24 protein-coding genes and 1 pseudogene are annotated in these 26,217 nt (G+C 61.8%); 9 read left to right on the forward strand and 16 right to left on the reverse strand.

Annotation, left to right across the window (positions count from 1 at the left end; genetic code table 11):
* Positions 1-6 precede the first annotated feature (6 nt).
* The gene (locus tag NN484_RS12460; protein ID WP_127652443.1) at positions 7-684 is read right to left on the reverse strand and encodes a TetR/AcrR family transcriptional regulator; all 678 of its coding nucleotides are present in this window, start codon (positions 682-684) and stop codon (positions 7-9) included.
* A 102-nt stretch (positions 685-786) separates the two neighbouring features.
* Positions 787-2,688, reverse strand: coding sequence for a 3-dehydroshikimate dehydratase QuiC (gene quiC, locus NN484_RS12465; RefSeq protein WP_274659199.1), 1,902 nt, complete (start codon positions 2,686-2,688; stop codon positions 787-789).
* Positions 2,689-3,034: 346 nt separating this feature from the next.
* Here quiC and NN484_RS12470 point away from each other — a divergent pair, with 346 nt between their 5' ends.
* Positions 3,035-4,372: an MFS transporter gene (locus NN484_RS12470; protein WP_127652441.1), complete on the forward strand. Its 1,338-nt coding sequence runs from the start codon at positions 3,035-3,037 to the stop codon at positions 4,370-4,372.
* Between the two features lie 101 nt (positions 4,373-4,473).
* Here NN484_RS12470 and NN484_RS12475 read toward each other — a convergent pair whose 3' ends face one another.
* Together NN484_RS12475 and NN484_RS12480 are read right to left on the reverse strand one after the other, a co-directional pair.
* Complete coding sequence (locus NN484_RS12475; protein ID WP_127652440.1) at positions 4,474-5,364, reverse strand: DMT family transporter; 891 nt, start codon at positions 5,362-5,364, stop codon at positions 4,474-4,476.
* A 144-nt stretch (positions 5,365-5,508) separates the two neighbouring features.
* Entirely contained in the window at positions 5,509-6,285 is a 777-nt protein-coding gene (locus tag NN484_RS12480; protein ID WP_274659200.1) for an IclR family transcriptional regulator, read from the reverse strand.
* A gap of 285 nt (positions 6,286-6,570) precedes the next feature.
* Between NN484_RS12480 and ypfJ the strand changes: the two genes are divergently transcribed.
* Both ypfJ and NN484_RS12490 read left to right on the forward strand, forming a co-directional pair.
* A complete protein-coding gene (ypfJ, locus tag NN484_RS12485; RefSeq protein ID WP_127652438.1) occupies positions 6,571-7,464 on the forward strand; it encodes a KPN_02809 family neutral zinc metallopeptidase in 894 nt (297 codons plus the stop codon).
* Positions 7,465-8,418 (forward strand): alpha/beta hydrolase, encoded by a 954-nt coding sequence (locus NN484_RS12490; RefSeq protein WP_215502185.1) that lies wholly within the window; start codon positions 7,465-7,467, stop codon positions 8,416-8,418. It begins immediately after the preceding gene.
* 117 nt (positions 8,419-8,535) lie between these two features.
* Here the strand turns inward: NN484_RS12490 and NN484_RS12495 are convergent, their stop codons facing one another.
* The 3 genes from NN484_RS12495 to NN484_RS12505 form a co-directional block, all read right to left on the reverse strand.
* Entirely contained in the window at positions 8,536-9,129 is a 594-nt protein-coding gene (locus NN484_RS12495; protein ID WP_127652436.1) for an HAD family hydrolase, read from the reverse strand.
* Positions 9,126-9,995 (reverse strand): acyl-CoA thioesterase II, encoded by an 870-nt coding sequence (gene tesB, locus NN484_RS12500; protein ID WP_127652435.1) that lies wholly within the window; start codon positions 9,993-9,995, stop codon positions 9,126-9,128. The genes NN484_RS12495 and tesB overlap by 4 nt, the downstream gene beginning before the upstream one ends.
* Before the next feature lie 104 nt (positions 9,996-10,099).
* The gene (locus NN484_RS12505; RefSeq protein WP_274659201.1) at positions 10,100-10,669 is read right to left on the reverse strand and encodes a GNAT family N-acetyltransferase; all 570 of its coding nucleotides are present in this window, start codon (positions 10,667-10,669) and stop codon (positions 10,100-10,102) included.
* A gap of 96 nt (positions 10,670-10,765) precedes the next feature.
* On the opposite strand from NN484_RS12505, the gene NN484_RS12510 reads away from it, so the two are divergent.
* Together NN484_RS12510 and NN484_RS12515 are read left to right on the forward strand one after the other, a co-directional pair.
* Positions 10,766-11,686 (forward strand): histone deacetylase family protein, encoded by a 921-nt coding sequence (locus NN484_RS12510; RefSeq protein WP_127652433.1) that lies wholly within the window; start codon positions 10,766-10,768, stop codon positions 11,684-11,686.
* 279 nt (positions 11,687-11,965) lie between these two features.
* Entirely contained in the window at positions 11,966-13,210 is a 1,245-nt protein-coding gene (locus NN484_RS12515; protein ID WP_274659202.1) for a TIGR03862 family flavoprotein, read from the forward strand.
* Between the two features lie 139 nt (positions 13,211-13,349).
* On the opposite strand, the gene rhlE1 is transcribed toward NN484_RS12515, so the two are convergent.
* Entirely contained in the window at positions 13,350-14,690 is a 1,341-nt protein-coding gene (rhlE1, locus tag NN484_RS12520) for an RNA helicase RhlE1 (RefSeq protein WP_274659203.1), read from the reverse strand.
* A gap of 65 nt (positions 14,691-14,755) precedes the next feature.
* A pseudogene (gene yedA / locus NN484_RS12525) lies at positions 14,756-15,697 on the reverse strand (drug/metabolite exporter YedA).
* Between the two features lie 163 nt (positions 15,698-15,860).
* On the opposite strand from yedA, the gene NN484_RS12530 reads away from it, so the two are divergent.
* The gene (locus tag NN484_RS12530; protein ID WP_274659204.1) at positions 15,861-16,313 is read left to right on the forward strand and encodes an Lrp/AsnC family transcriptional regulator; all 453 of its coding nucleotides are present in this window, start codon (positions 15,861-15,863) and stop codon (positions 16,311-16,313) included.
* A gap of 127 nt (positions 16,314-16,440) precedes the next feature.
* Here the strand turns inward: NN484_RS12530 and NN484_RS12535 are convergent, their stop codons facing one another.
* The 3 genes from NN484_RS12535 to NN484_RS12545 form a co-directional block, all read right to left on the reverse strand.
* The gene (locus NN484_RS12535; RefSeq protein WP_127652428.1) at positions 16,441-17,046 is read right to left on the reverse strand and encodes a 3'-5' exonuclease; all 606 of its coding nucleotides are present in this window, start codon (positions 17,044-17,046) and stop codon (positions 16,441-16,443) included.
* Between the two features lie 41 nt (positions 17,047-17,087).
* Positions 17,088-17,567, reverse strand: a complete 480-nt coding sequence (locus NN484_RS12540) for a LabA-like NYN domain-containing protein (RefSeq protein ID WP_007949802.1) — start codon at positions 17,565-17,567, stop codon at positions 17,088-17,090.
* Positions 17,568-17,796: 229 nt separating this feature from the next.
* Positions 17,797-18,552 (reverse strand): DUF2076 domain-containing protein, encoded by a 756-nt coding sequence (locus tag NN484_RS12545; protein ID WP_215502189.1) that lies wholly within the window; start codon positions 18,550-18,552, stop codon positions 17,797-17,799.
* A 178-nt stretch (positions 18,553-18,730) separates the two neighbouring features.
* Between NN484_RS12545 and NN484_RS12550 the strand changes: the two genes are divergently transcribed.
* Positions 18,731-19,405 carry a YciC family protein gene (locus NN484_RS12550; protein WP_274659205.1) on the forward strand — a complete coding sequence of 225 codons (675 nt, stop codon included), beginning with the start codon at positions 18,731-18,733 and terminating at the stop codon, positions 19,403-19,405.
* A gap of 74 nt (positions 19,406-19,479) precedes the next feature.
* On the forward strand, positions 19,480-20,559 hold the full coding sequence (locus NN484_RS12555) for an endonuclease/exonuclease/phosphatase family protein (protein ID WP_274659206.1): 1,080 nt from the start codon (positions 19,480-19,482) through the stop codon (positions 20,557-20,559).
* Between the two features lie 43 nt (positions 20,560-20,602).
* On the opposite strand, the gene NN484_RS12560 is transcribed toward NN484_RS12555, so the two are convergent.
* From NN484_RS12560 to NN484_RS12575, 4 genes are all read right to left on the reverse strand, one after another.
* On the reverse strand, positions 20,603-21,439 hold the full coding sequence (locus NN484_RS12560; protein ID WP_127652425.1) for an ABC transporter ATP-binding protein: 837 nt from the start codon (positions 21,437-21,439) through the stop codon (positions 20,603-20,605).
* The gene (locus NN484_RS12565; RefSeq protein ID WP_274659207.1) at positions 21,427-22,230 is read right to left on the reverse strand and encodes an ABC transporter permease; all 804 of its coding nucleotides are present in this window, start codon (positions 22,228-22,230) and stop codon (positions 21,427-21,429) included. The genes NN484_RS12560 and NN484_RS12565 overlap by 13 nt, the downstream gene beginning before the upstream one ends.
* Before the next feature lie 9 nt (positions 22,231-22,239).
* Positions 22,240-23,226, reverse strand: coding sequence for an ABC transporter substrate-binding protein (locus NN484_RS12570; RefSeq protein ID WP_274659208.1), 987 nt, complete (start codon positions 23,224-23,226; stop codon positions 22,240-22,242).
* Positions 23,227-23,577: 351 nt separating this feature from the next.
* Positions 23,578-25,068: an aldehyde dehydrogenase gene (locus NN484_RS12575; protein WP_274659209.1), complete on the reverse strand. Its 1,491-nt coding sequence runs from the start codon at positions 25,066-25,068 to the stop codon at positions 23,578-23,580.
* A gap of 222 nt (positions 25,069-25,290) precedes the next feature.
* On the opposite strand from NN484_RS12575, the gene NN484_RS12580 reads away from it, so the two are divergent.
* Positions 25,291-26,205 (forward strand): LysR family transcriptional regulator, encoded by a 915-nt coding sequence (locus tag NN484_RS12580; protein WP_127652422.1) that lies wholly within the window; start codon positions 25,291-25,293, stop codon positions 26,203-26,205.
* The last annotated feature ends 12 nt before the right edge of the window (positions 26,206-26,217 follow it).

Raw genomic sequence — 26,217 nt, forward strand, 5'->3', positions numbered from 1 at the left:
TGCTTGTCACGGCTGCAAGTAGCGCAATACCGACTCGCAGATCATCTCGCGATGGCGCTGCTTGATGGCTTCGTCCGGCAGGTCGATCTGAAAAATCTCACCGAACGTGTGGCGGTTCGAGACGCGATAGAAGCAGAACGAGCTGATCAGCAAGTGCACGTCCAGCGCATCGAGCCCGGCGCGGAACACGCCTTCCTCGGCGCCACGGCGCAAAATCTCGCCCAGCGAATCGAGGATGGTGTTGTTCATCGCCTTGATCGCATCGGAACGCTTCACGAACTCGGCGTTGTGGATGTTTTCGATGCAGACGATGCGCACGAAATCGACGTTGCGGTCATGGTGATCGAAGGTGAACTCCACCAACCGACGGATCGCCAACACCGGCGGCAACTCGGCCAGGTGCAGGCGGTTTTCGGTGCTGCGGATGTCGCCGTAAAGCTTCTCCAGCACCTCGACGTACAACTGCTCCTTACTGCCGAAGTAGTAATAGATCATGCGTTTGGAGGTGTGGATGCGCTCGGCGATCGCGTCGACGCGGGCGCCGGACAAGCCCTGCTGGACGAACTCGACGATCGCCTCCTGCAGGATGTTCTCGCGGGTCTTTTCCGGGTTGTTCTTGCGACTCTTGCGCGGCTCGATGCCTGATACGACGGGAGCGGCGGGGAGTTCTGATGTCATTGTCATTGCGGGCTCACGGCCATCACTGCACAGGTTGGCGATTATGGGCCGCGCTGCACAGTGAAGGAAGCCGCGCGGCCCGTGTTTAATCTCGCGCTTACGAATTTCCTACAACTTCGCCTGGCGCACCGCGCCGCTGCGCGATTTGGCCATCGCCGCCAGACGCACCGCGACGTTCGCCGCACCGTAACCGGCGTATCCGTTTTTACGCTGGATGATCTCGAAGAAGAAGCGTCCCTCGAACGGTTCGGTGTACACATGAAACAGCTCGCCGCCCTGGGCATCACGGTCGTAAAGCACGTTGTAATAGGCCAGCTCGCTGAGAAATTCGTCATCGAAATCGAAGCGCGCAGCAAGGTCGTCGTAATAGTTGAGCGGGATATCCAGCAGCGGCACCCCCGCCTCTTTGGCGCGGCTGACTTCGGCGAAGATGTCGTCACAATCGAAGGCGATGTGATGCACACCGGAACCGCGATAGCTCGACAGCGCATGGGAGATCGCAGTGTTGCGGTTTTCGGAGATGTTCAGCGGCAAGCGGATCGAACTGTCGCGGCTGCGCAGCGCCCTGCTCTTCACCAGACCGTAAGGGTCAGGCAGCACCACTTCATCGTCGGCCTCGAAATCCAGCAGGCTCTTGTAGAACAGCACCCAACTGTCGAGGCTGTCGGCCGGCAACGCCATGGCCATGTGGTCGATGCGCTTGAGGCCGCCACGGGCCTGAGCGTTCGGCAGCAGGTTGAAGTCGGTGCCATAGACATCCGCCGCTTCATCCACCAGATAAATCAGGCTGCCGTCCGGCGCGCGCACGGCGGCCAGTTCCAGTTCATTGGGGCCGACCAGTCCGCGATAAGGCTGGCCCTTGTAGGCGACGGCGCGGGCCAGGGCACTGGCGCTGTCCTTGACTCGCACGGCGGTGGCGCACAGCGACGGGCCATGGGCCTCGAAAAAGCTGTGGCCGAACGAATAGGGTTCGGCGTTGAGGATCAGGTTGATATCGCCCTGACGCAACAGGCTCACGCTCTTGGAGCGGTGCTGCCCGGCCTTGACGAAGCCCAGGCGCTCCAGCCAGTTTGTCAGTTTGGCGCCGAGTGCTTCGTCCACCGCGAACTCAAGAAACTCGATGCCGTTGTACTCGCTGGCCTTCGGTGTTTCGAACAGGATTTCGCGGTTAGCCACCGGGGTGGCTTGTTGTTCCAGACGCTGACGGGTCTTCTCTTCCAGATACAGCAGCGAGCGCAAACCATCAGCAGCGTTGGCCCGAGGTGGCGCGGCGCGGAAGCCATCGTTGAAGATTTCCAGCGACAACGGCCCGGTGTAACCGCTCTGGATGATCGGCGCGAGGAACCCCGGCAGATCGAATTCGCCTTGTCCCGGGAAGCAGCGGAAATGCCGGCTCCACTCCAGCACATCCATGGCGAGGATCGGCGCGTCGGCCATTTGCACGAAGAAGATCTTGTCGCCGGGAATGTCGGCGATAGCGGCCGGATCGCCCTTGAGCGACAAGGTGTGAAAACTGTCGAGCAGCACGCCGAGCGCCGGGTGATCGGTCTGGCGCACGATGTCCCAGACCTGCTGATACGTATTGACGTACCGACCCCAGGCCAGCGCTTCATAGCCGATGCGCAGCCCGCGAGCGCCCGCGTGCTCAGCCAGCAGGCGCAGGTCATCGACCAGAATCTGCCGGTCGCCGACGCTGTCCGCCGAGGCGTTGCTGCACACCAGCACCAGGTCGGTGCCCAGTTCCTGCATCAGGTCGAACTTGCGCTCGGCCCGCTCCAGATTGCGCGCCAGACGATCACGCCGGCAGCCTTCGAAGTCGCGAAACGGCTGGAACAAAGTGATCGCGATGCCCAGATCAGCGCACATCTGCCGGATTTCCCGCGGGCTGCCGTCGTAATACAGGAGATCGTTTTCAAAGATCTCGACACCGTCGAACCCGGCGGCGGCGATGGCTTCGAGCTTTTCCGGCAGGGTGCCGCTCAGGGAAACGGTGGCAATGGAACGCTGCATGCTTCTACTCCCGGACTGCGCCGCTTTAATGTAGGAGCTGCCGAAGGCTGCGATCTTTTGATGTTGCTTTTCAAATCAAGATCAAAAGATCGCAGCCTTCGGCAGCTCCTACAGAGGATGGTTTTTATAGTGAGGGAAATTATTGGCTGCATGACTGCGCACAGCAATTTAAAGTGTACTACCCGGTTAGTTTTGCGTGCGATTATCGAACACAATGGCGATTCGACGAATTGACGATTTTTCGTCCACTGCCCACCATCGACGCCACATTGAGTCCGCAAGTGAACCTTCGGTCGCAGTGCCTTGCAAACAACACCACATAACAAATTCAAAAACGGGTGGAACAATGATTCCTTCACAGACTTCCCGCATGGCTCCGGCCATGAGCACTGCCACGGGTGGCATCGGCGACAAGATCCGCGGCGCCATGGCCGTCGGCAAGACCCGTTGGGGCATGCTGGCGCTGGTGTTTTTCGCCACGACCCTGAACTACATCGACCGCGCCGCCCTCGGCGTCATGCAGCCCATCCTCGCCAAGGAAATGAGCTGGACGGCGATGGATTACGCCAACATCAACTTCTGGTTTCAAGTCGGCTACGCCATCGGCTTCGTCCTGCAGGGACGCCTGATCGACCGGGTCGGCGTGAAGCGCGTGTTCTTCTGCGCGGTGCTGCTCTGGAGCCTGGCCACCGGCGCCCATGGCCTGGCAACGTCGGCCGTCGGCTTCATGGTCTGCCGCTTCATCCTCGGCCTGACCGAAGCGGCCAACTACCCGGCCTGCGTGAAAACCACACGCCTGTGGTTCCCGGCCGGTGAACGTGCAGTGGCTACCGGCATCTTCAACGCCGGGACCAACGTCGGCGCAATGTTCACGCCGATGCTGCTGCCGCTGATCCTCCACGTGTGGGGCTGGCAGGCCGCGTTCCTGTGCATGTCGGCGCTGGGCGGGATCTGGCTGCTGTTCTGGGGCTTGAAGTACTTCAACCCGGAAGACCACCCGAGCGTTAAACAGTCCGAGCTTGAGTACATTCAACAGGAAGTCGAACCGGAACAGGCCCGTGTCCCGTTCTCGCGCATCCTGCGCATGCGTGGCACCTGGGCCTTCGCCCTCGCCTATTCGCTGACGGCGCCGGTGTTCTGGTTCTACCTGTACTGGCTGCCGCCGTTTCTCAATCAGCAATACAACCTGGGCATCAACGTGACCCAGATGGGCATCCCGCTGATCATCATCTACGTGACGGCCGACTTCGGCAGTGTCGGCGGCGGCATTCTGTCTTCATTCCTCATCGGTCGCGGGATGAACTCGATCAAGGCGCGGCTGCTGTCGATGTTCCTGTTCGCCTGCTGCATCATCGGCGTGATCATGGCGGCCGGCTCGGCCAATCTGTGGGTCGCGGTGGCTGCCATCTCCCTGGCGATTGGCGCGCATCAGGCCTGGACCGCGAACATCTGGAGCCTGGTGATGGACTACACCCCCAAGCACATGATGAGCACGGTGTTCGGTTTCGGCGGCATGTGCGCAGCGATCGGCGGGATGTTCATGACCCAGATCGTCGGCCACATCCTGACCGTCACCAACAACAACTACACGGTGCTGTTCACGCTGATTCCGGCGATGTACTTCATTGCGCTGACCTGGATGTACTTCATGGCTCCGCGCAAGATTCCTGACCTCACCGAGTAACCTGCCTATACCACTCCCTTGTAGGAGCTGCGGCACGCTGCGATCTTTTGATCTTGATTTTGAAGATCAAAAGATCGCAGCCTCGTTTCACTCGTCAGCTCCTACACGGGTTGATGTTTTCTGCTCTGTTGCCACGCTGCCGCCAGTCCACTGCAACAGATCACCGCGATACCGATCACCGTCAAAAGGCTCGGCGTGTGATTGAACACCACCCACCCCAACAATCCCGCAAACACGATCTGGCAGTAACCAAACGGCGCCAGCAAGGCCGGTGCCGCATGGCGGAACGCCTGGGTCAGAAACAGGTGCGCAGTCATCCCGCAACTGCCCAGCGCCAGCATCAATGCAGCATGCGTCAATGTCGGCACTTGCCAGAAGAACGGCACCAGCGCACTCATCACCAGCGTGTTGCACAGACCGGCGAAGAAGTTGCTGGTGGTCGGGCTATCGACCTCGCTGAGCTTGCGCGTGAGCAGTTGATAGAAGCAGAAGAACAACGCCGAGCAGAACGGCAGCAGCACCGCCGGGGTGAACAATTCACCTCCCGGGTGGACGATGATCAGCACGCCGATGAATCCGCAGATCACCGCAATCCATTGCCCGCGCGTCACCCTTTCCTTGAGCAACGGCACCGACAACGCCGTCACCAGCACCGGCGCAAGAAAGTTGACCGCCGTGGCCTCGGCCAGCGGGATGTACAGCAGCGCGGTGGTGAAAAACAGACTGGTGCCGAGCAGGCACAGTGCTCGCGCCAACTGCCATAACGGCCGTTTGGTGCGCAGCACGCGCAGCCCCGATTGCGGCAGGAAAATCCCCGCCATCAGCAAGGTGTGCACCAGATAACGGGCCCACACCACCATGATGATCGGGTAGAAGCCCGAGAGGTATTTCGACAGGGCGTCGTGGCTGGAGAACAGGAAGGTCGCCACGACAATCAGCAAGATCCCCTTGAAGGGTTGGTTGACACCGGAGAGCGGGGTGCTGACGGTCATGGGCTATCTCTGATGGGTGAATCAACGGCGGCTACGGATAATTTAGAACTGCGTTCCAGATTCCTACAACCCTGAAGCGGAAAAGTGGGCGAACACCGCCCGGTTTCCCTGAATCTTCCACACGCAATCGACAGGGATGGCGATTCAGGCAAACAACTCCGAAGCCAGACTCGCCGCCGACAGCTCTTCGGTGAACGTCAGCAATAACGGCGCCAACTCATGCAACCGCGCCCCCGGCATCCGCGCAGTCGGCCCGGCGATGCTCAACACGCCAATCACCCGGCCGTCAGCGGGATGCCGCACCACCGCGGCAATCGCCGACGTGCCCAGCGCCGAACTTTCTTCGACGCAGGCATACCCCTGCTCGCGCGCGAGCCGCAAGCGCTCAAGCAATTCACTATTGGAGCGCGGCGCATTCGGCCCGATATCCGCCGGCACCACGGCGCCCTGGCGCTCGACTCGCGACAACGCTTCGGCATCGGTCATGCTGGCGAGCCAGGCGTGGCCCGACGCGGTGTAAAACAGCGGCGCATCGCGGCCCATGTCAGGGTCGTAGCGCAGACCGGTGCGCGCCCCCTGAGCCTTGGCGATCCAGGTCTGGCGCTCACCGTCGATAACCCCCAGCCGCACCAGCTCGCCGGTTTCCCGGGCCAGTCGATCAAGCACCGGTTGCACGATGTCGGCACCACTGCTCGACAGATAACGAAAGCTCATCGCGACCAATTTGGTCGACAAGTGATAGCGCAGGGTTTCCGGGTTCTGCCGCACGTAGCCCAGCCGAACCAGCTCCGCGAGCAAGCGGTGAGTGGCACTTTTCGGGATGTCGATCTGCTCGGCCAGCGCCTGCAACGGCACCCCGCGCGGATCACTGGTGAGGCTTTCCAGCACACTGAAAACCCGTTCGATTTGACTGCCGGCCATGTTGAAATCCCAGAAAAAAGTGGCGAATTCTAAAATACAGGCAAAGCACACCAAATCTGGAACTGCAATCCGATAACCGCCCACTTTCTTGCCCCCTGCACAGAGCGGCAAGAGAAATCCGCCAATCGATTGAATTAGTCGCGCACATGCTCGTCAATAACAGGCCCGCCCTCGTGACCCGAGGCCGGGCCTGCTTGCGTGTACGCCAATGGACGGACGACCGGACTGGCGCCACACTCACACACCAGCAACACTCATCACCACGTACAGATAGAGGATTCCCACATGCTATGGAAAAAAGGCCGACGCAGTGACAACGTTGTCGACGCCCGGGGTGATGAGGGCGACAGCGGTGGCGGCGGCATGCGTTTCGGTGGCGGCAAGGGCCTGAGCCTTGGGGCGATCCTGCTGATCGTGGGTATCGGCTGGATCACCGGACAGGATCCATTGCAGATCCTCGGCCAGCTCACCGGGCAGATGACCGAGCAATCAGCCCCGGCCACTACGCAAACCCGTCAGGCGCCTCCGGCCAATGACCAACAAGCCGAATTCGTCCGTTCGATCCTGGGCGATACCGAAGACACCTGGGGCGCGATCTTCCAGCAGGCCGGGCGCCAATATAAGGACCCGACCTTGGTGCTGTTCAGCAACCGGGTGAATTCCGCCTGCGGTCTCGCCACCTCGGCCACCGGCCCGTTCTATTGCCCGGCGGATCAGAAAGTCTATCTGGACATGGCGTTCTTCCAGGAAATGGCCCAGCGCTTCAAGGCTGCCGGCGACTTCGCCCAGGCCTATGTGATTGCGCACGAAGTCGGCCACCATGTGCAGACGCTGCTCGGCGTCTCGGCAAAAATTCAGGCCGCGCGTCAGCAGGGTCGGCAGATGCAGGGCGACGGCGGTTTGCTGGTGCGTCAGGAATTGCAGGCCGACTGCCTGGCCGGTGTCTGGGCCTACCATGCGCAAAAGCGCCTGAACTGGCTGGAACCCGGTGACATCGAAGAGGCCTTGAACGCGGCCAACGCCATCGGTGATGATCGCCTGCAACAACAGGGTCAGGGCCGTGTGGTGCCGGACTCGTTCACCCATGGTACGTCGGCGCAACGAGTGCGCTGGTTCAAAACCGGATTCGCCCAGGGCCAGGTCGGCCAGTGCGATACCTTTGCCGCGAAAAACCTGTAAATGCGCAAATGGCTTTTGGCTTTACTGATCATCGGCGGCAGTGCCCAGGCCGCCGGTGTCGATGCGATCAGTCCCGGGCGCCTGCAATTGAAGGCCGGGGAGATGGCCGTCGGCATCGGCCCGGCGCCGGAGAAAATCGAACGGGTGCTGATCGTCATTCACGGTCGTCTGCGCAACGCCGAGACCTACCGCAAAAGCGCCGAAAGCGCCGCAGCACTGGCCGGGCAAACCGCGCACACGCTGGTGATCGCCCCGCAGTTTCTCAACGAAAGTGACGTCGCCCTGTATTCCCTGCCGAACACATTGCTGCGCTGGAAAGGCAACGAGTGGATGGGTGGCGGGTTATCCACAGGCCCGAACCCGCTGAGTTCCTACGCCGCACTGGACGAAATCGTCGCCCGGATCAGCGATCGCAAGCAGTTTCCGGACGTAAAGCAGATCGTGATTTTCGGCCATTCCGGTGGCGGTCAGGTGGTGCAGCGCTATGCCCTGCTCGCCAAGGATCAGCCGGCGCTGAAGGCCAACGGCATTCGCCTGCGGTATGTGGTGGCCAACCCGTCGTCGTACGCATATTTCAATGAACAGCGGCCGGTGGCGTTCGATCACGCACACTGCCCGGGCTTCAACCGCTGGAAGTACGGTCTGACCGACATGCCGGTGTACGCCGGTGGGCAAACGCCGTTGCAGCTTGAAAGCAGTTACATCAAGCGTGAGGTGATTTATCTGCTCGGCCAACAGGACATCGACCCGCAGCATCCGGCGCTGGACAAGAGCTGCGCCGCCGAAGCCCAGGGCGCTTATCGCCTGGAACGCGGCAAACTGTTTTTCGGCTACCTGCTGCGCCGCCATCCGGAAGGGGTGAATCAGCGGCTGGTTGAAGTGCCCGGGGTGGGGCATAACGGCGATGGAATGCTGACGTCGCCCGAAGGGCAAAAAGCGTTGTTTGAGCAGTAAGCTGTTTGGTGGAGTTGATGCCCTCTTCGCGAGCAAGCTCGCTCCCACAGGGGAATTGTATTCCCAATGTGGGAGCGAGCTTGCTCGCGAAGAGGCCCGGTCAGACAAAGTAGATTCTCAGGCCGAAAGCATCTGCCGCAACACCACACAATCCTGCGCATGCCAATCCGTCAGCTCCGGCCACGGGTTATCCGGCAAATTCACCAGCACCGTCCGCGCCCCGGCCGCCCGCCCGCAATCCAGGTCGAAGCGGTAATCACCGACCATCACCATCTCGCTGGCCGGCACCTTCCAGGCCTCGGCCAGTTTCAGCAAACCTCCGGGATGCGGCTTGGGCGGGGCTTCGTCGCGGCCCAACACATCTTCCACGGCGAAGCAGTCAGCCAGGCCAATCGCTTCGAGCGTCACATGCGCCAGTTCCCGCGCGTTGCGCGTCAGGATGCCAAGGCGATAACCACGCCCGTGCAGGTCGCGCACCAGCTCCACCGCTCCGGCAGCCGGTTTTGAACCCAGCGCCAGATCACGCTCATGCTCCAGCAGCCACGCATGTTTAGCCGCCGCCTCATCGGCGGGCAACGCCGCGAGATGGGTGAGAATGTCGTCCTCGGGCGGAATCGCCAGCGCCACGCGGATTGCGGCAAAATCGTGCACCGCGACCGTCAGGGTGCCGTCCATGTCGAACACCCAGTGCTTCACATCGCTCAGGCTCATGCCCAGTCCTTGCGGTGACGAATCAAGCCTTCCTGGGTCACCGACGCCACCAACTGCCCGGCGCGGTTGTACACGCTGCCACGGGAGAAACCACGGGAATTGCCGGCCCACGGGCTGTCCATCGCGTAGAGCAGCCAGTCATCGGCGCGCAGATCGTTGTGGAACCACAGCGCGTGATCGAGGCTGGCGACCTGCATGTCTTTCTGCCAGACCGACTTGCCGTGGGGCAGCATCGAGGTGGTCAGCAGCCCGAAGTCCGAGGCGTAGGCCAGCAGGTATTTGTGCAATGCCGGAATGTCGGCCAGCGCACCGTCGGCGCGGAACCACACGTATTTCACCGGATCGGCTGGCTGCGGGTTGTACGGGTCTTTTTCGGTGACCGGGCGCACTTCGATCGGTTTCGGGCACAGCAGTTTTTCGCGCATGAGCTCGGGGATCAGGTGCGCGCGTTGCTGGGTCAGTTCCAGCTCCGACGGCAGGTTTTCCGGACCGACCACCACCGGCATCTGGCTCTGGTGCTCGAAGCCTTCTTCGTCGTACTGAAACGACGCACTGCAGGTAAAGATCGGGTGCCCCTTCTGGATCGCCGTCACCCGCCGGGTGCTGAAACTGCCGCCATCACGCACACGATCAACCGAGTACACCACCGGCAACTTGGCATCGCCCGGGCGCAGAAAGTAGCCGTGCATCGAATGCACATGGCGCGCCTCTTCAACCGTCTGACTGGCCGCCGACAGCGACTGGCCGAGCACTTGACCACCGAACAACTGACGGAAACCCAAGTCCTGACTGCGGCCACGGAACAGGTTTTCCTCGATCGGTTCCAGGGTCAGCAGGTCGACCAGATCTTCCAACACTTGGCTCATTCAGACTCTCCTCACACAACGCTATGCCGCGCAGTCTTGGCTGCGGCGGCCCATTCAGGTTCTGCGCGAGCCACTGTCGCGCCATTGTAAACGTCCGTGTCGGCTTAGCCATGCAAGGTCTGTAGCCATTGCTCCCGGGTGATGCGGTACAACAGATGCCGACGCAACGGGTGATCGACGGCAAGTTTGGGGTGATCGAAATCATCGGCCGGATCGTGATGCATGCCAATCGCCTGCATGACTTTCTCCGACGGCAGATTGCTTTGTGCGGTGAAGGACACGATCTCCTTCAGTGCCAGCCGATCGAAGCCCGCACGCAATGCGGTCCAGGCCGCCTCACTGGCGTAGCCCAGGCCCCAATGCTCGCGGGCCAGACGCCAGCCGATTTCCACCGCCGGAGTGAATGGCGCATCGAAACCGACCACACCGAGGCCGGTAAAACCGATGAACTCGCCGCTGTCCTTGCGCTCCAGCGCCCATAGACCGAAACCGTGCTCGGCAAAATGCCCGCGCACCCGGCCGATCATCGACGCACTTTCCAGACGACTCATCGGCGTCGGAAAATAGCGCATCACCTGCGGATCGGCGCACATCGCTGCAAATGCCGGCAAATCCTCGTCGCGCCACTGGCGCATCAACAGGCGTGCGCTTTCGAGTTCGTTTATCGGCTCCATCGTGCCCCTCCGTTTCCATGCCGCAAGTCTACATCGCTGGTAGGATCCTTCACGCTTTCCTGCGTTCCTGATCCCACGTTCTGATAAGAAATCACCATGCCACTGCCGCTGATCTACCACGAAGACTACAGCCCCGAGTTTCCGGCGGATCACCGCTTTCCGATGGACAAGTTCCGCTTGCTTCGCGATCACCTGATCGACAGCGGCCTGACCCGCGACGCCGACCTGCTGCGTCCGCAGATCTGTCCCAACGACATCCTCGCCCTGGCCCATGACCGTCGCTATATCGAACGCTACATGAGCGGCGAGTTGTCCCGCGAAGACCAGCGGCGTCTCGGTCTGCCGTGGAACGAAGCGCTGGCCCGACGCACCGTGCGGGCCGTGGGCGGTTCGATTCTGGCGGCAGAAAAAGCCTTGGAACACGGCCTCGCCTGTCACCTGGCCGGCGGCACGCATCATGCCCACTACGATTACCCGGCCGGGTTCTGCATTTTCAATGACCTGGCGATCATCAGCCATTACCTGCTGCAAAGCGGTCGGGTGAACCGGGTGCTGATCTTCGATTGCGACGTGCATCAGGGCGATGGCACCGCGCGAATTCTCCACGACACCCCGGAGGCAATCACCGTTTCCCTGCACTGCGAAAAGAATTTTCCTGCACGCAAGGCCGAAAGCGACTGGGACATCCCACTGCCCAAAGGCATGGGCGACGCCGACTATTTGAAGGTGGTCGATGACACGCTCAACTACCTGCTGCCGCTGTATCAACCGGACCTGGTGCTGTACGACGCCGGGGTCGATGTGCACAAGGACGACGCCCTCGGTTATCTGCAGCTGACAGACGCCGGCGTCGCCGCCCGCGATGAAAGCGTGATGCGCCATTGCCTGGGTCGCGATATCCCGGTGGTCGGCGTCATCGGTGGCGGCTACAGCAAGGATCGCCACGCCCTCGCCCGCCGCCACGGCATCCTGCATCACAGCGCGCAACGGGTCTGGACGTCACACGGTTGTCATTAAGCTGTGCTGCGTTACCCACAATGGCTGTGGAACGGCCTGTGGATAACCTGAGCGAAAGGGACTACAGGCCACACTGGATATGGCCTGCAATGCACTGATCAATTTTCAACCAGTTCCTGGAATTCACCTTCGATACCCTTGTAGGAGCTGCCGCAGGCTGCGATCTCTTGATCTTGTTTTGTAAGGTTCAAGATCAAAAGATCGCAGCCTGCGGCAGCTCCTACACGGATCCCGGCTGTTAGAATGCGCGCCTTATCCCGCCATACCGCAGCGCACGCCATGACCCAGACTTCCGCCCCCCTCCCCGCTCACGTCGCCATCATCGGCGGTGGCCCCGCCGGCCTGATGGCCGCCGAAGTGCTGAGCCAGGCCGGCGTGCGCGTCGATCTGTACGACGGCATGCCTTCGGTGGGGCGCAAGTTCCTGCTGGCCGGGGTCGGCGGCATGAACATCACCCATTCCGAAGCCTATCCGGCGTTCCTCGCGCGCTACGCCGAACGCGCGCCGCAGATCGCGCCGTTGCTGCGCGCCTTCGACGCCGATGCGTTGTGCCGCTGGATTCATGAACTGGGCATCGAAACCTTCATCGGCAGTTCCGGCCGGGTGTTCCCCACCGACATGAAGGCCGCGCCGTTGCTACGCGCCTGGCTCAAGCGCCTGCGCGACAGCGGCGTGGTTATCCACACCCGGCATCGCTGGCTCGGTTGGGATGAACACGGCGCACTGCGCATCGCCAGCCCGGAGGGCGAAATAACCGTCAAACCCGATGCCACCCTGCTCGCCCTTGGCGGCGGCAGTTGGTCGCGCCTGGGTTCGGACGGCGCGTGGATGCTGCCACTGGAGCAAAAAGGCGTAGGACTGGCGCCGTTGCAGCCGAGCAATTGCGGCTTCGAGGTGCAGGCCTGGAGCGAGTTCCTTGTCAGCAAATTCGCCGGCGCACCGCTGAAAAACGTCGCCATCGGTTTGAACGACGATATCCCGCGCTTGGGCGAATGCGTGATCACCGCAACAGGTGTCGAAGGCAGCCTGATCTACGCGCTGTCGGCGCCGATTCGCGAAGCGATCAACGCGCATGGCTCAGCCACGGTGCACATCGATCTGCTGCCCGGCCGGCCTGTGGATAAATTACAGGCAGCGTTGAGCAAGCCGCGAGGTTCACGCTCGATGGCCAAGCATCTGCACAGTCAGGTCGGGATCGACGGGGTGAAAGCGGCGTTGTTGCGCGAACTGAGCGACGCCGCAACCTTTGCCGATCCCGCGCTGTTGGCCCGGGCGATCAAGGCTTTGCCGTTGACCCTGGTGAAAACCCGACCGCTGGACGAAGCGATCAGCAGCGCCGGTGGTGTGACGTTCAAGGCGATGGATGAGCGTCTGATGCTCAAGGCGTTGCCGGGGGTGTTCTGCGCGGGGGAGATGCTCGATTGGGAAGCGCCGACGGGCGGGTATTTGCTGACCGGATGCTTTGCCAGCGGGCGGGCTGCGGGGTTGGGGATGCTGGAGTGGTTGCAGCGCAAAACCCTGTAGGAGCTGACGAGTGAAACGAGGCTGCGATCTTTTGATCGGTAAAAACAAGATCAAGAGATCGCAGCGTGCCGCAGCTCCTACAGGGGGGAACGCGTTCCCAATGTGCGAGCGAAGGTGTCCTTAGCGACGCCGCATCAAATCAAGGCTTACGCTTACGCGGCCCAGTATTGAACACCGGCACCTTACGCACAGGCTTGATCGAAGGCTCCGGCGCCTGGGTATCGCCACTGTCGACCCACTTGCCGAGATTGCGCTTGCCGCCACCGCCGCCGGAGGTCTTTGGCTTTTTCGGTTTCTTCGGCTTCTTGATCACCTGACCGCTGGCATCGGTATCCGGCACGCGGTGTTCAGGTTCGAAGTCCGGTTCGTTCTGGCGCTTCAAGGTCTGACGCGTGAGCATCTCGATCGCCGACAGCAGATTCACTTCGTCGGCACACACCAGCGAAATCGCCTCGCCGGTCGAGCCCGCACGGCCGGTACGACCGATGCGGTGGATGTAGTCCTCGGCGACGATCGGCAGGTCGAAGTTGACCACCAGCGGCAGGTCTTCGATATCCAGACCACGAGCCGCCACGTCGGTGGCCACCAGAATCTGCACTTCACTGAGTTTGAAACGATCCAGTGCACGCTGACGGGTCGCCTGCGGTTTGTCGCCATGGATGCCGTCGGCGTTGACACCGAGGCCCTGGAGTTTTTCCACCAGCGCGTCGACGCCGTTACGGGTCTTGGCGAACACCAGCACCTGCTTCCACTTGTTCTTGCGCATCAGGTGCACGAACAGTTCCGGCTTGCGCTTCTTGTCCACCGTCACCACCCACTGCTTGACGGTGTTGGCCGCCACGTTGCGCGGGCTGACTTCAATGCTCAGCGGATCGTTGAGCATCTGCCCGGCCAGCAGACGGATGTCATCGGAGAAGGTCGCGGAGAACAGCAACGTCTGGCGCTTCTTCGGCAGCATGCGGTAAATGTTCGCCAGTTCTTCGGAGAAACCCAGGTCGAGCATGCGGTCGGCTTCGTCCAACACCAGGGTTTGCAGCTGATTGAATTTCAGCGCGTTCTGGCGAAACAGATCGAGCAGGCGGCCCGGGGTCGCCACCAGCAGATCGACGCCGCTGCGCAGCTTCATCATCTGCGGGTTGATGCTGACGCCGCCGTATACCGCGTAGGTGCGCAGCGGCAGGTTTTCAGCGTACTGGCGCACGGATTCGTGAACCTGCTCGGCCAGTTCGCGGGTCGGCACCAGAATCAGTGCGCGCACCGAGTTGGCGGTGACTTTCGGCCCTTCCATGGCCAGCAACTGCAGCAGCGGCAAGGCGAAACCGGCGGTCTTGCCGGTGCCGGTCTGGGCCGCAGCCATCAGGTCGCGACCGGCCAGAACGGCCGGAATGGCTTGCGCCTGGACCGGCGTTGGAGTCTGGTAGCCGAGCGTCTCGAGGGAGCGCAGCAAGGGTTCGATCAGGCCAAGGGTGGCGAAAGTCATGGGAATACCGTAGGAAAATTCAGCGCAGTTGTGCGACACGAGTGTGCAATGGCGCGCAGTTTACCCTAATTCACACGCTGTTCTGCTGGAACGGCAGTCTTCGGCGCCTCCACGACGAGCGGCTGCGCCGGCCGCCGCCACTGCGGCAGACCGATCAGCACCACCGCGCTGATGATCACCAGCATCGCCAGCGCTTCCTCCATGCCGATGGTCTCGCCGACAAACACGATCCCCAGCAACACCGCCACCGCCGGGTTGACGTAGGCATAGCTGGTGGCCGCCGCCGGGCGCACATGCTTAAGCAGGTACATGTAGGAGTTAAAGGCGATGATCGAGCCGAAGAAGATCAGATAGCCCAGGGCTAGCCAGCCTTCCACCGGCGGCAAGGCTTGCAGGTGTTCGCCGCTCACCGCGCTGCCGATCAGCAGGACCACGCCGCCCACCAGCATCTCCACGGCACTGGCCATCGCCCCTTACGGCAGCGGCAGGTGTTTGCTCCACACCGAGCCGAACGCCCAGGTCGCCGCCGCGAAAATCAGCAGCGCCGCGCCCAAGGGGCTCGACTGCAGGTTGGAGCCCATGTTGAGCATGGCGATACCGACAATCCCCAACGCCACCCCGGCCCATTCCAGACGAGTGTTACGCGCGCCCCAGAAATAGCCGAAGAGCAAGGTAAACAACGGCACCGTCGCCACTGCCAGTGCCGCCACGCCGGACGCCACGCCCGTGTGCTCGGCCACGCTCACCGCGCCGTTACCGAAACTGAGCAGCAGGATCCCGATGATCCCCGCCGCTTTCCACTGCGCCCAGGTCGGCGCCGGTGCCCCGCGCCAGCGCAGGAAGGCGTACATCAGGCTGCCCGCAATCACGAAGCGCACCCCGCCGAGCATCAGCGGCGGCCAGTATTCGACGCCGAGGCGGATCACCAGATAGGTCGACCCCCAAATCACGTACAGCGCGAAAAACGCGGCGATCAACGGCAAGGAAAAACGGCGCAAGGCAGGCATGGGCAGCTCGAAGGTCAGAGGTAGCGGATGGATTATTCTAGAAAGGCCGGCGAGCAAAAATAAGCTACAAAACCTGTTTATCGCGCCGGTACACTTTTGAAAGAACGGAGATCGGCGGGATAAACCGTGATTTCGAAAGTCTGGCAATTTCAGGAGTCTGGCCTTGGATAAATACGACCGCATGCTGCTCAGCGCCCTGTTGGAAAACGGCAGGGCGTCCTACGCCGACCTGGCGCGCAAAGTGAATCTCTCCGCCCCGGCGGTGGCCGAGCGCGTCGCCAAGCTTGAGGCATCCGGGGTGATCACCGGGTATCAGGCGAATATCGATCTGTCGAAAATCGGCCTGCCGATCCAGTGCATGATCGAGTTGCGCTTGCACCAGAACGGCAGTCAGAAGGTCTACGACGAACTGGTGAAAATCCCGCAACTCACCGAATGCTTTCGGGTGACGGGCGATCCGTGCGTGATGATGAAGGGCGCGGTGGGCTCGATGCCGGAGCTGGAGGAGTTGATCAATCGCGTGGCGAAGTTTGGCTTCAGCAAGACCTCGATCGTGTTGTCGAGCGCGATCGAGAAACGCGTGCCGCTCGGCCATATCGAAGGCAACAGCAAATAGTCAGCCCCACCGAAACGCCTCTGTAGGAGCTGCCGAAGGCTGCGATCTTTTGACTTTGACTTTTAGAAGCAAGATCAAAAGATCGCGGCCTTCGGCAGCTCCTACAGAGATCCGGGAAGGTTCGGAATCAGCGGTAGCGCTGCAGATGTTCGCTGACTTTGGCGGCGGGGACTTTCTGTAGTTTGCACAGCAGGTCGTGCGATAGCTCGCGCACGCCATGCTTGCTGCGCAATTCATCCGCCAGATGCGCCATCAGGTTGGCCGCCATCTCGGCGTCCGCCATCGCCCTGTGCGCCTGGCCGGTGTGCGGCAGGCGTGCAAACGTGGTCAGGGTGCCGAGCTTGTGATTCGGCGCCGCCGGCATCAGGCGCCGCGCCAGCAACAGCGAGCAGGCAAAATTCTGCAATCGCGTGCGCTTGATCCGCCCCAGTTCGAAGTCCCAGAATTTCTGGTCGAACGATGCGTTGTGTGCGACCAGCGGCGTGCAGCCGACGAATTCGTTGACCTCTTCCATCACCCGCTCCGCCGATGGCGCGGTGCGCAGCATGGCGTTGCTGATGCCGGTCAGTTGTTCGATAAAGGCCGGGACGCGGACGCCGGCGTTCATCAGGCTCTGGTAACGCTCGACGATGCGCCCGTTTTCCAGCATGACCACGGCGATTTCCGTGGCGCGACAGCTGCTGTTCGGCGACAGGCCGGTGGTTTCAAAGTCGATGACTGCAATGCGTTCCAAACCGGGTTCAACTCCGTACAAATCAATTCTTCAGTAACAGTTCAATTCTTCAACAACAGTGCGCCTTCGATCGGCACATAACGGCTGGCGGCGCGGATCAGCGAGTTGGCGGTCAGGCCGGGTACGCCGTAGGCCACTGCCTGTACGCCGTGCTTGCTGATGATGCGTTCGAGCAGCATGTCGAAGTCGCCGTCACCGGAGGCCAGGACGATTTCGTCGACGTGGTCGGCGGCGTCCATGATGTCGAGGGTGATGCCCACGTCCCAGTCGCCTTTGGCCGAGCCGTCGCTGCGCTGGATGTAGGGCTTGAGCTTCACGGTGAAGCCGAGGTTGCGCAGGATCTGCTGGAACTGCTGCTGTTTGCTGTCACCACGGTCGATCGCATAGGCGTAGGCCTCGACGATCTGCCCGTCCTTGCTGATGTCTGCCCACAATGCGGCGTAGTTGAAGTGACAACCATAGGCCTGACGCACGGTGTAGTAGAGGTTCTGCACGTCGGCGAACACTGCGATTTTTTTCACCGGGATTCCTGTGAGCGCATAGCGCACGAAGCGGGATCAGGCGCCGGGCCCGAAAAAGGCGCTCAGTATGCCAGTAAAAGGCACTGTGGCGAGGGAGCTTGTCGGAACGCCACCCGCCCGGTTGGACTGCGCAGCAGGCCCTTCTTTTAAGGATGGGGTCACTGCGCACCCAGCGGGGGCAAGCCCCCTCACCACAGGTTTTTGCTATTGGCGGGTGTCTGACCGTTAGTCAGACGAAGGAATCGTCGTCATCGAAGAACGACGAGTTGTCGTCGCTGTAGTCAGTATCGGTGAACCCGCTCTGATCATTGCCGAAGCTGTCATTGCCAGCCATGCGCTGATCGTTGCCCCAGTCGTTGTTGCTCTGGTCAGCCACTTGCGCCGGCTCTTCCTTGATCACTTCAACGATTTCTTCAGGCTGCTGGTTGTGATGGAACAGGCTGCTGATGCCTTGTGCCAGCATCACACCACCGGCCACGCCGGCGGCGGTTTTCAGGGCGCCGCCGAGGAAGCTGCTGCCCGCTGCCGGGGCAGCTTGTTGTGCGTAGTTGGGCGGTGGCGCGGCATAGTTCTGTTGTGGCGGCGGTGCAGCGTAGTTCTGCTGCGGTGCCGGTTCACGCCAGCCGCCGGTGGAGGCCGGAGCGCTTTGTGTCGGCGCCGGACGCGAACTGCCGCCAAAGATGCTGGACAGGAACCCGCCGCCACCGCTTGGCGCCGGGGCCGCGCTCTGAGCCTTGGCCGCTTGCAGTTCGGCCTGCAACTGCTGGACTTGCTGGGTCAGTTGCTTGTTCTGCTCGTCGAGGCGCTTGATGGCCGCCTCTTGCACCAGAATCGCCTGGGTCATGAAATAACCTGCCGCCGGCTGGCGGGTCAGGTGTTCCTTGATCCGCGCCTCAGCCTGGGCGTCGCGCGGGGCTGCCTCCGTTTCGGCCTGTTGCAGCCGGGAAAACAGTCCATCGATCAGGGTTTGCTCTTCGCTGTTCATGGCGACCTCGTAGATTGCCGGGGATAACGTTGCCCGTGTCCACTGCGGACAGGGTGCACCTCCGTAATGGAGGCAGTGACAGGATGTTTCAACGACCTTTACCGAATGTTTACGTTTGTGTCGGCCCGCGCATCATCGGTTAAAGTGAGCCACTGTTTTCGACCTGCGATACCGACTGATGAATGCCTTCGATGTACTGCGCGACTCTCTGTATTTTTTCAAACGCCACCTGGCCAGCATCGTGCAGTTGTGCCTGCCACTGGTGATCTTCGAAGCGGCGCTGCAGCAAGTGGTGGATCATGTCACCGAACCGGACAGCTTCTCCGCCGCCAGCGTGGTGGTCGGCCTGCTGGTGTACCCGCTGTACACCGCCGCGCTGATCCTGTTCCTCGACGCCCGCACCCGTGGCGAAGCCCCGCGCAACCTCGATCTGCTGGCGATGTCTGCCCGGCTGTGGCCGCGCTTCGCCCTGCTCACGGCGCTCAATACCCTGTTGATTCTGCTCGGGCTGTCGCTGTATTTCCTGCCCGGCCTGATGTTGATGGTGATGCTGGCGTTCGCGGAATACCTGCTGGTGCTGCGCGGCATGGGGCCGTTGCAGGCGATGAAGGAAAGCCTGCGCCTGACCCGTGGGCATTTCTGGCGCATCCTGCTGTGCATTCTGTGCGTGATGGGGCCGCTGTGGCTGCTCAAGGGCGCGACCCTGGCGGTGTACCCCGACCCGCAGAATCCGCTGATCGCGGTACTGATCGACAGTGCACACAGCTTCCTGCAGCTGTTCACCAGCGTGGTGCTGTTCCGCCTGTTCATGCTGATCAGCGAATTGCCTGACAAACGTAACGGAGCGGTCTGACTTCAAGGCCCTTGGGCCAAGCGTCTACGGTCGGGTATGCTCGGGGTCACTTTTGTAATGCGATAAGCCGAGCCATGCCCCGTCTGCTGCGCTACACCCTGTTGCTGATCGTGCTCGCCATCGCCCTGATCGGCGGGCTGATCTACAGCCTGACCTGGCGCCCCGCCGCCCGCGAAACCCTGCCGGTCACCTGCACCGGTACGCCGCCGACCCTGGTGCCCGGGCAAGCCCTGAAAGTCATGACCTGGAACGTGCAGTACCTGGCGGGCAAGCGTTACGTGTTCTGGAACGACCAGGCCCAGGGCCCTGACGAGGCGCCAACCCCGGAAGACATGGCCTTCAGCCTCGACGAAGTGGCGCGGGTGATTCGCGACGAGCAGCCCGACGTCGTGCTGCTGCAGGAACTGGATGACGGCGCCAAGGCCAGTGATTACCAGAATCAGCTCAAGCTGCTGCAGGAACGGGTCACCGACCTCTACCCGTGCAGCGCTTATGCCTTCGACTGGAAGGCCGATTTCGTCCCTGATCCACACATCTTCGGCAGCGTTGGCCGCCAATTGGCGACCCTCAGCCGCTATCGCATCGAACACGCTGAACGCCTGCAATTGCCGGTGCCCCCGGCGAACATCATCAGCCGCCAGTTCGAACCCAGGGATGCCCTGCTCGCCACTAAGCTACCGCTGAGCGACGGCGGGCAACTGACGGTGTTCAACACGCATCTGGATCGCGCCCGCCAACCCGACGACACCTTGCAGGCGCAAGTGACGGCGGTGGCCAAGGTGCTCGACAAGTATGAGAGCCAGGGCCTGCCGTGGCTGATCGGCGGCGACTTCAACCTGTTGCCGCTGGGCCAGTATCAGCGTCTGCCGGCCGAACAGCGCACGCCCTACTCGATCGACAGCGCGCTGCATCTATTGTGGGACAAGTACCCGATGATCCCGACCAACAACGAAGCCAGCGGCATCGACCGCGCCCACTGGTTGACCCACTACCCCAACGACCCCGGCCTGAATGGCCCGGATCGCACCGTCGACTATCTGTTCTACAGCCCGAAAATCAAACGGGTCCAAGCGATGGTGCGGCAGGACGATACGTTGCGCATTTCCGATCACTTGCCGGTGATTGCGCGCTTCCTGCTGCCCGCCACTCCGTAGCCCACAAATACAATACCCACAGGGTTTTGTGCAGACTTACAGGTCAGTGCACTTCCTCCAGATCATCATGCAGCAACCCGAAGATCTCCCGTTTCATGTCGATGAACGAGCGCTCCATGACCATGTCCAGTGAGCGCGGGCGTTCGATCGGCACGTCGAGAATCTGTTTGATCCGCCCCGGTTTGGCGCCCATCACGTAGACCCGGTCGCCGAGCAGAATCGCTTCGTCGATATCGTGGGTCACGAACAGCACAGTCTTCTTGCTGTTGCCCCAGACCCGCAGCAACAACTGCTGCATCTGCAAACGGGTCTGGCTGTCGAGCGCACCAAACGGTTCGTCCATCAGCAGGATCTGTGGATCGTTGGCCAGCGCCCGGGCAATCGCCACGCGCTGCATCATCCCGCCCGAGAGCTGCTTGGCGTAGCTGTCGGCGAATCCGCCGAGGCCCACTTCGTTGACGTAGTAGTCGACGATTTCCTTGCGCCGCGCCGCCGGCATGCCGCGTCGCTTGAGACCGAACTCGACGTTCTGCCGCACTGTCAGCCACGGAAACAGCGTGTAACTCTGAAACACCATCCCGCGGTCAGCGCCCGGTCCTTGCACTTGCTGACCGCCGACGTAGATCTCGCCGGAGGTCGGTTCGGCGAGGCCAGCGGTCAGGTACAACAGACTCGACTTGCCGCAACCCGAGGGCCCGACGAGCACCGCGAACTGCTGATCCGGCACCTCAAACGACACCTCTTCCAGCGCAGTAAACGTGCCACCGTCGGGTTTCTTGTAACGCAGGCTGACCTTGTCCACCTGCAAGCGCGGCGCCGCTTGCGCCGGGGTCGCAACGGGTTCGATAAAACGATGATTGGCGGCGGTTACTGAGCCCATGCGGCAACCCTCAAGCGGAGAAAACGGAACAGTTGATCGGTGACCAGACCCAGCAGGCCGATGATCGCGATGGCGAGGAAAATCACGTCGACCTGAAAGCCGCGCATGGCTTTGAGGCTCAGGTAACCGAGGCCACTGGAGGCCGCGACCAGCTCGGCCACCACCAGATACGTCCAGGCCCAGCCCATGGTCACGCGCAAGGTGTCGAGCACACCGGGCACAGAGGCCGGAGCGATCACATGCAGCACCGCGTCGCGGCGGTTGGAGCCCAGCGTGTAAGAAGCATTGATCAGATCCTTGGAGACGCCCTTGGACACGTCAGCGATCATCACCAGTTGCTGGAAGAACACGCCGAAGATGATCACTGACACGCGCTGCTCCAGACCGATGCCGATCCACAAAATGAACAGCGGCACGAACGAGGTCACCGGCAGGTAGCGAATGAAGTTGACCAACGGTTCGAGGAACGCCTGGACGATGCGGAAGCTGCCCATCAGCAAACCCAGCGGCACCGCCACCAACGACGAGACAATGAACCCGACCATCACCACTTCGACACTGGCCCAGACGTGGGTGCCGAGGGTGCCGTCGCGGCTCAGGCGCACGGCGGCCTCGAGCACCGCGCCGGGGGTCGGCAAGAACATCCCCGGCACGATGCCGCCATAGGACAACCCGGCCCACAGGCCGACCAACAACACCCAGGCCAGGCCGCTGGCGCTCCACACCACGGGCACCGGCAACCCGGTCTTGGGCGTCAGGCAGCGGCTCAGCCATGATTTGCGCTTGAACATGCAGACCTCCTAGAGCGGGCTGACGAAACGGTTGTCGACCAGATCGTCATGGCTGACGTTGTAGGGCTTGCCTTGCAGTTCGCTGGCGGTTTGGTTGGCGAGTTTGATCAGCGCGGCGCTGTCACCCGGCTTGCCCGGCGAGCCGAGAAGTTTTTCGCTCATCGCCTGATCGTAGAAGCGCACGCCTTTGGCGGCAGCGGCCAGTTCCTTCGGGTCGGAGAGATAGCCGCCGACGCCTTTGGCCATGATCGCGTAGGCCTCGTCCGGGTGCTCCTGGGTGTACTTGACCGCTTTGTACAAACCGGCGACCAGCGCCTTGACGTCTTCCGGCTGTTTCTCGATGACGCTGCAGTTGAGCGCCACCACATCAACGATCACGCCCGGCGTACTGCTGCTGTCGATCAGCACCTTGCCCTGCTGCTTGTCACGCACCATCGACAGGTGCGGTTCCCAGGTCACGGCAGCCGGCACACGCCCGGCGATGAACGCGGTGGCGGCATCATCGGCGGTCATGTTCTGCACGGTGATGTCGCTCATTGTCATGCCGTTCTTTTTCAGCAGGTACGAGAGCCAGAACTGCGACGTCGAGCCTTCGTTGACCGCCACGGCCTGGCCCTTGAGTTCCTGCAGGGATTTGACGTCCTTGCCGACCAGCACCCCGTCGCCGCCATGGCTGTCATCCAGCGCCGCGACCGCCTTGAAGCAGAACTGCGGACGGTACTTGAGCACCTCGTCGATGGTCGACGCCGAGCCGGACAGTTGACCGGAGGCCTGCGCGGCCATGTACATCGAAGCCTCTTCGACCACCGGCAATTCGACGGTCAGGCCGTTTTCCTTGAAGTAGCCCAGGTCCTGAGCCAGATAGAGGGTGCCGTAGCCGACCCAGGTGGTATGGCCGATGGACAGGGTGCCGGCCTGGGTGCTGGTCGCGACCGTCGCCGCCAGGGCGGTGATCGCCAGAGGATGGGTGAGACGAATACACAAGGACTTGATCATGGAGCACTCCCGACGCTGTTGATTTAGTTTTGTCATGGGCAGTACGGCCGGCACCAATGATGTGAATTCACGATGCGGTCTCTGCTGGACTCTGGCGTGAAACACCGGGCTGGCGAGATCGATGGTGGCCCATGTGCGGGCCGAGGAAAATCAGGAAATTGTTGGCAGCAAATGATGAAAAAACTGGGTAGTGCGCACTGCCAAAGGGCGGGGCTGGCGGGGATGCACGGGGTGGGTGCAAAGCGGAAATTTTCGCTGATTGAACGTAAGCCATCGCGAGCAGGCTCACTCCTACAGGGGAACGCGGTCAATTGTAGGAGTGAGCTTGCTCGCGAAGGGGGCGACGCGGTATCAGCGCAACTGAAACCAGGTGGTTTTCAGCTGGGTGTATTTGTCGAACGAGTGCAGCGACAGGTCGCGGCCAAAGCCCGATTGCTTGCCGCCGCCGAACGGCACGGTCACGTCCAGTGCATCGACGGTATTGACCGACACCGTCCCCGCCCGCAGTCGTCGGGCCACGCGGTGCGCACGATGCAGATCATCGGTCCACAGCGACGCCGCCAGTCCGTAGACACTGTCATTGGCCAGACGGATCGCTTCGTCCTCATTGTCGAACGGCACCACCGCCAACACCGGTCCAAACACCTCTTCGCGAAACAACGGCATGTCGGCGCTGACAGCGGTGAAAATCGTCGGTTCGATGAAGTTGTCCGAGCCATTGAAACGCCGCTGCTGACCGCCGCACACGCGGGTCGCACCCGCCTGCTCGGCGCTGCGGATGGCGCGCATGATGCTCGCCGTCTGCCGGTGATCGACGATGGCCCCGGCGCGGCTTTGCGGGTCGAGCGGATCACCCGGCAGCCAGCGCTCGGCCTGGGCTTTCAGGCGTTCGACAAACTCGTCGTGAATCGAACGCTCTACCAGCAACCGCGAGTTGGCCGAACACACTTCGCCCTGATTGAAGAAGATCCCGAACGCAGCTTTTTCCGCCGCCAGATCCAGATCGCGACAGTCAGCGAACACCAGATTGGCACTCTTGCCACCACACTCCAGCCACACCTGTTTGAGGTTGGATTGCGCCGAGTACTGCATGAAATATTTGCCGACCTGCGTCGAGCCGGTGAACACCAGGCAATCGATATCCGGGTGCAGGCCCAAGGCTTTGCCGGTCTGTTCGCCAAGCCCCGGCAACACGTTGAGCACACCTGCCGGAAGGCCGGCCTGCAGCGCCAGCTCGGCCAGGCGCAACGCCGAAAACGGTGATTGCTCGGCCGGTTTGAGAATCACCGAATTACCCGCCGCCAGCGCCGGCGCAAGTTTCCATGCGGCCATGTCCAACGGGAAATTCCACGGCACCACCGCCGCCACCACGCCCAGCGCCTCGCGGGTGATGGTCGCCAGCACATTGGCGGCACCCGGGGCGACCTGGTCGTAGAGTTTGTCGATGCTTTCGGCGTACCAGCGAAACACTCCGGCAGCGCCCGGCACGTCAATGTTGTAAGCGTCCATCACCGGTTTGCCCATGTTCAGCGAGTCGAGTAGCGCCAGCTCCTGGCGATGCTCCATCAGCAGATCGGCCAGACGCAGCAGCACCTGCTTGCGCTCGGCAGGCGGGCGTTGCGCCCAGGTGCCGGCCTCGAACACCTGTCGCGCATTGCGCACCGCCGCGTCGACATCCTCCGCACCACACGCGGCGACATTGGCCAGTAACTGGCCGGTGGCGGGGTTGATCGCGGCGAAGGTCTGCCCCGATTGCGCCGCACAGTGTTGACCGTTGATCACGGCTTGATCGGGAAACTTCAAGGCAACGGCCTGGCGCTGCCACTCTGCAAACTCGAACACGTCGGATGCTCCTTGGACGTTATTGTGCAGCCGATGGTCGCTCAGGCCCGGACGGCCTAAAACCAGTAAAAATGTCTTCGCAGGCAATGAAAAAACTGCTCAATCGATTTCCCTGAAACCTGCACGAATGACTAAGGTTCAAGGATAAAAACAACGTCGCGCAGCGGACGCGGCGGCGCACAAATTGCTTGGAAGTCGAGTCCGCTCGTCCTGAGGTTTGCCGTGGCCGCCTACAATTTGCGTCAGCTCAAATACTTCATCACCACCGTCGAATGCGGCAGCGTTGCCGAAGCCTCACGCAAGCTGTACATCGCGCAACCGGCGATCTCTACGGCGATCAAGGGCCTGGAAGACAGCTTCGCCGTGCAACTGCTGATCCGCCATCACGCCCAGGGCGTGTCCCTGACGCCCAGTGGCGCACGGTTTTTCCGCAAGGCGCAGGAGCTGTTGCGCATGGCCCGGGAGTTCGAGCAGAACGCCTTGGCCGACAACGACATCGTCGCCGGGCAGATCGACATCGGCTGCTTCGAAACCGTCGCCCCGCTGTATTTGCCGCAATTGATCGCCGGGTTTTGCGCGCTGTACCCCGGGGTGAAAATCCGCATCCGCGACGGCGAACAACAGGAACTGGTGCAGGGCCTGACCTCGGGCACGTTCGATCTGGTGATTCTCTATGAACACGAACTCGACGCCACCATCCAGACCGAACCCCTGATGCCGGCGCAACGGCCGTACGCGCTGCTGCCGGCCGACCACCGATTCGCCCAGTACAAGCAGGTGTCGCTGCGCGACCTGTGCCTGGAGCCGATGATTCTGCTGGACGTGCAGCCGAGTCGGACCTACTTCGTCAGCCTGTTCGAAGAGCTGGGGCTGACCCCGCGCATCGAGTTCAGCTCGCCGTCGATCGAGATGGTCCGGGGCATGGTCGGTCAGGGTTTTGGTTTCTCGATTCTGGTAACCCGGCCCCACTCGGAATGCACCTACGACGGCAAGAAAGTGGTGTGCGTGGAGATCGTCGAAGACGTCACCGGCTCCGGCCTGGTAGCGGCCTGGCTCAAGCGCGGGCAACTGACCAAGCCGGCGCAACTGTTTGCCGATTACTGCCGCGAACAGTTGACCGCCAAGACCGCTGTCTGAAGCCCTGCCCCT

The organism is Pseudomonas serboccidentalis, from assembly GCF_028830055.1.
Lineage (GTDB): Bacteria > Pseudomonadota > Gammaproteobacteria > Pseudomonadales > Pseudomonadaceae > Aquipseudomonas > Aquipseudomonas serboccidentalis.

What these genes read in the sequence shown, in the direction of transcription:
- NN484_RS12460 (WP_127652443.1), bottom strand. Translation starts at nt 684, where the DNA reads ATGACAATGACATCAGAACTCCCCGCCGCTCCCGTCGTATCAGGCATC.
- quiC (WP_274659199.1), bottom strand. Translation starts at nt 2,688, where the DNA reads ATGCAGCGTTCCATTGCCACCGTTTCCCTGAGCGGCACCCTGCCGGAA.
- NN484_RS12470 (WP_127652441.1), top strand. Translation starts at nt 3,035, where the DNA reads ATGATTCCTTCACAGACTTCCCGCATGGCTCCGGCCATGAGCACTGCC.
- NN484_RS12475 (WP_127652440.1), bottom strand. Translation starts at nt 5,364, where the DNA reads ATGACCGTCAGCACCCCGCTCTCCGGTGTCAACCAACCCTTCAAGGGG.
- NN484_RS12480 (WP_274659200.1), bottom strand. Translation starts at nt 6,285, where the DNA reads ATGGCCGGCAGTCAAATCGAACGGGTTTTCAGTGTGCTGGAAAGCCTC.
- ypfJ (WP_127652438.1), top strand. Translation starts at nt 6,571, where the DNA reads ATGCTATGGAAAAAAGGCCGACGCAGTGACAACGTTGTCGACGCCCGG.
- NN484_RS12490 (WP_215502185.1), top strand. Translation starts at nt 7,465, where the DNA reads ATGCGCAAATGGCTTTTGGCTTTACTGATCATCGGCGGCAGTGCCCAG.
- NN484_RS12495 (WP_127652436.1), bottom strand. Translation starts at nt 9,129, where the DNA reads ATGAGCCTGAGCGATGTGAAGCACTGGGTGTTCGACATGGACGGCACC.
- tesB (WP_127652435.1), bottom strand. Translation starts at nt 9,995, where the DNA reads ATGAGCCAAGTGTTGGAAGATCTGGTCGACCTGCTGACCCTGGAACCG.
- NN484_RS12505 (WP_274659201.1), bottom strand. Translation starts at nt 10,669, where the DNA reads ATGGAGCCGATAAACGAACTCGAAAGCGCACGCCTGTTGATGCGCCAG.
- NN484_RS12510 (WP_127652433.1), top strand. Translation starts at nt 10,766, where the DNA reads ATGCCACTGCCGCTGATCTACCACGAAGACTACAGCCCCGAGTTTCCG.
- NN484_RS12515 (WP_274659202.1), top strand. Translation starts at nt 11,966, where the DNA reads ATGACCCAGACTTCCGCCCCCCTCCCCGCTCACGTCGCCATCATCGGC.
- rhlE1 (WP_274659203.1), bottom strand. Translation starts at nt 14,690, where the DNA reads ATGACTTTCGCCACCCTTGGCCTGATCGAACCCTTGCTGCGCTCCCTC.
- NN484_RS12545 (WP_215502189.1), bottom strand. Translation starts at nt 18,552, where the DNA reads ATGAACAGCGAAGAGCAAACCCTGATCGATGGACTGTTTTCCCGGCTG.
- NN484_RS12550 (WP_274659205.1), top strand. Translation starts at nt 18,731, where the DNA reads ATGAATGCCTTCGATGTACTGCGCGACTCTCTGTATTTTTTCAAACGC.
- NN484_RS12555 (WP_274659206.1), top strand. Translation starts at nt 19,480, where the DNA reads ATGCCCCGTCTGCTGCGCTACACCCTGTTGCTGATCGTGCTCGCCATC.
- NN484_RS12560 (WP_127652425.1), bottom strand. Translation starts at nt 21,439, where the DNA reads ATGGGCTCAGTAACCGCCGCCAATCATCGTTTTATCGAACCCGTTGCG.
- NN484_RS12565 (WP_274659207.1), bottom strand. Translation starts at nt 22,230, where the DNA reads ATGTTCAAGCGCAAATCATGGCTGAGCCGCTGCCTGACGCCCAAGACC.
- NN484_RS12570 (WP_274659208.1), bottom strand. Translation starts at nt 23,226, where the DNA reads ATGATCAAGTCCTTGTGTATTCGTCTCACCCATCCTCTGGCGATCACC.